This window comes from Pseudomonas agronomica (genome assembly GCF_025917275.1).
Lineage (GTDB): Bacteria > Pseudomonadota > Gammaproteobacteria > Pseudomonadales > Pseudomonadaceae > Aquipseudomonas > Aquipseudomonas agronomica.
Map to the genome: position 1 here is coordinate 1 of NZ_JAOSHO010000610.1, position 2,646 is coordinate 2,646.

General features: G+C 62.2%; 2 protein-coding genes. One reads left to right on the forward strand and one right to left on the reverse strand.

Features of this window, described 5'->3' with window-relative positions; translation table 11 throughout:
- Nucleotides 1-44: 44 nt before the first annotated feature.
- Complete coding sequence (locus OC610_RS25195; RefSeq protein ID WP_264431735.1) at nucleotides 45-1,319, reverse strand: Hsp70 family protein; 1,275 nt, start codon at nucleotides 1,317-1,319, stop codon at nucleotides 45-47.
- A gap of 296 nt (nucleotides 1,320-1,615) precedes the next feature.
- Here OC610_RS25195 and OC610_RS25200 point away from each other — a divergent pair, with 296 nt between their 5' ends.
- The gene (locus OC610_RS25200) at nucleotides 1,616-2,554 is read left to right on the forward strand and encodes a DnaJ C-terminal domain-containing protein (protein WP_264431736.1); all 939 of its coding nucleotides are present in this window, start codon (nucleotides 1,616-1,618) and stop codon (nucleotides 2,552-2,554) included.
- The last annotated feature ends 92 nt before the right edge of the window (nucleotides 2,555-2,646 follow it).

Here is a 2,646-nt window from a genome sequence, read left to right on the forward strand (position 1 = left end):
TGTGGGAGCGAGCTTGCTCGCGATTCAGGCGCCTCGGTCCGGGCTCAGACTTGTCTCCCATACCGCTTCATTGCCTCGATCGCCAACCCGCTGCCGATACTGCCGAAGATATTGCCTTCCACATGCCGCGCCTGGGGCAGCATCGCCGAGACGCTGTTGCGCAGCGCCGGGATGCCGCTGGAGCCGCCGGTGAAGAACACCGTATCGACCTGATCAACCCGCACGTTGGCATCGTTGAGCAACTGCGTGACGCTGCCGCGTACCCGCTCAAGCAAGCCGTCGATGGCCGACTCGAACAAGGCCCGGCTCAGATCGACGCTCAGGCCCGGTTCGATCCGGTCCAGGGCCACATGGCGCTGGTCGGCGTGGGTCAGCTGGATCTTGGTTTCTTCCACTTCCATCGCCAGCCAATGCCCGGCGCGCTGTTCGATCAGCTTGAACAGCCGGTCGATGCCGCCGGTGTCTTCGATGTCGTAGCGCATGCTGCCCAGGGCGAGGGTGGATTTCTGCGAATACACCGCGTTGATGGTGTGCCAGGTCGCCAGGTTCATGTGGTGGCTGGTCGGCATGTAGGCGCCACTTTTCATGCGGCTGCCGTAGCCGAACAGCGGCATCAGGCCTTGCAGGCTGAGTTGCTTGTCGAAGTCGGTCCCGCCGATGTGCACGCCGCCCGTGGCCAGGATGTCAGCGTGGCGGTTGTCGTGCATGCGCCGTTCGGGCGACAGGCGCACCAGGGAAAAGTCCGAGGTACCGCCGCCGATGTCGACGATCAGCACCAGCTCTTCTTTCTCGATGGTCGATTCATAATCGAAGGCGGCCGCGATGGGCTCGTACTGGAAGGAGACTTCCTTGAAACCGATGGCGCGGGCCACGTCGACCAAGGTGTTTTCCGCTTCCTGGTCCGCCAGCTCATCGTCATCGACGAAAAACACCGGGCGGCCCAGCACCACTTCCTCGAATTCCCGACCGGCGGCGGCTTCGGCACGCTTCTTCAACTGGCCGATGAACAATCCCAGCAAGTCCTTGAACGGCATGGCCGTGCCAAGGACGCTGGTGTCGTGCTTGATCAGCTTGGAGCCCAGCAGACTCTTGAGCGAGCGCATCAGCCGGCCTTCGTAGCCTTCCAGGTATTCGTGCAGGGCCAGGCGGCCGTACACCGGGCGGCGCTCTTCCTGATTGAAAAAAACCACCGAGGGCAGGGTGATCTTGTCGTCCTCCAGCGCGATCAACGTTTCCATGCCGGGGCGCAGCCAGCCGACGGTGGAGTTGGACGTGCCAAAGTCGATGCCGCAGGCACGGGCCGGGGATACGTTTTTCATGTCTTTCAGGTTCCGGTCGAAAAAACGGCCGCGCAGTGTATGCCAGTGCGGCGCGGATTCGAAGGCCGGTTATCCGCTAATTCGCAAACACTGGCCTTGAAAGACGACGTCACACCCCCAAACTTGCTGGCATGAGCCTGGCAGCCATCGGGCGGGCACAAGAACCGCCACCCGCTGCCGATAAACTTCTGATGCACCGTCCGGTCCCAATCTTGAGGCCGGTCAACCCGCTGTCCGGTCATCCGGGCAGGCTGTGCGTGGCGGTGCGACATCGATAACGGATGGTGATGCTTAAGATGGACTTCAAAGACTATTACAAGATCCTGGGTGTCGAGCCGACGGCTGACGATGCCACGATCAAGGCCGCCTATCGAAAGTTGGCGCGCAAGTACCACCCGGATGTGAGCAAGGAAAAAGACGCCGAGACCAAGTTCAAGGACGTCTCCGAAGCCTATGAAGCGTTGAAAAGCGCCGATAAACGCGCCGAATACGACGACTTGCGCCGGTATGGCCAGCACGGCCAGCCGTTCCAGGGCCCACCGGGTTGGCAGAGCCGTGGCGGTTTTGGCGGCCAGGACACCGGGGATTTCTCCGACTTCTTCAGTTCGATCTTTGGCAACCGCGGGCCGGGTTTCGGCGGCGGGCAATCGGGTCGCAGCGCCGGCCGTCGGGGGCAAGACGTGGAAATGGAATTACCGATCTTCCTGGAAGAAACCCTGTCGAACGAATCGAAAAAGGTCAGCTTCCAGGTGCCGCAATACAACGCGGCCGGCCAGCACGTGAGCAACACCAGCAAGAGCCTGAACGTGAAGATCCCGTTGGGCGTGACCGACGGCGAGCGCATTCGACTCAAGGGCCAGGGTGCGCCCGGCATCGGCGGCGGTGCCAATGGCGACTTGTACCTGACCATCCGGTTCGCCCCACACCCCAAGTTCGACGTCGAAGGCCAGGACCTGATCATCACCTTGCCCCTGGCTCCGTGGGAATTGGCCCTGGGCACCGAAGTGGCAGTGCCGACCCTCACCGGCAAGATCAACCTCAAGGTCCCGGCCGGCAGCCAGAACGGCCAGCGCATGCGCGCCAAGGGCCACGGCCTGCGCAACAAGGCCGGCGAGCGTGGCTATTTGTTCGTGCAGCTCAAGGCTGTGATGCCCAAGGCCGGCGACGAAGCGGTCAAGGCGCTGTGGGCAGAGTTGGCGAAGAAAGCCGCGTTTGATCCGCGAGAGAATTTCTGACCGCTGCCGGTCTCTGTGGGTAGGAGCTGGTAAGAGCTGGTAGAACGGGTAGGAGCTGGTAGGAGCTGGTAGGAGCTGACGAGTGAAACGAG

What these genes read in the sequence shown, in the direction of transcription:
- OC610_RS25195 (WP_264431735.1), bottom strand. Translation starts at nt 1,319, where the DNA reads ATGAAAAACGTATCCCCGGCCCGTGCCTGCGGCATCGACTTTGGCACG.
- OC610_RS25200 (WP_264431736.1), top strand. Translation starts at nt 1,616, where the DNA reads ATGGACTTCAAAGACTATTACAAGATCCTGGGTGTCGAGCCGACGGCT.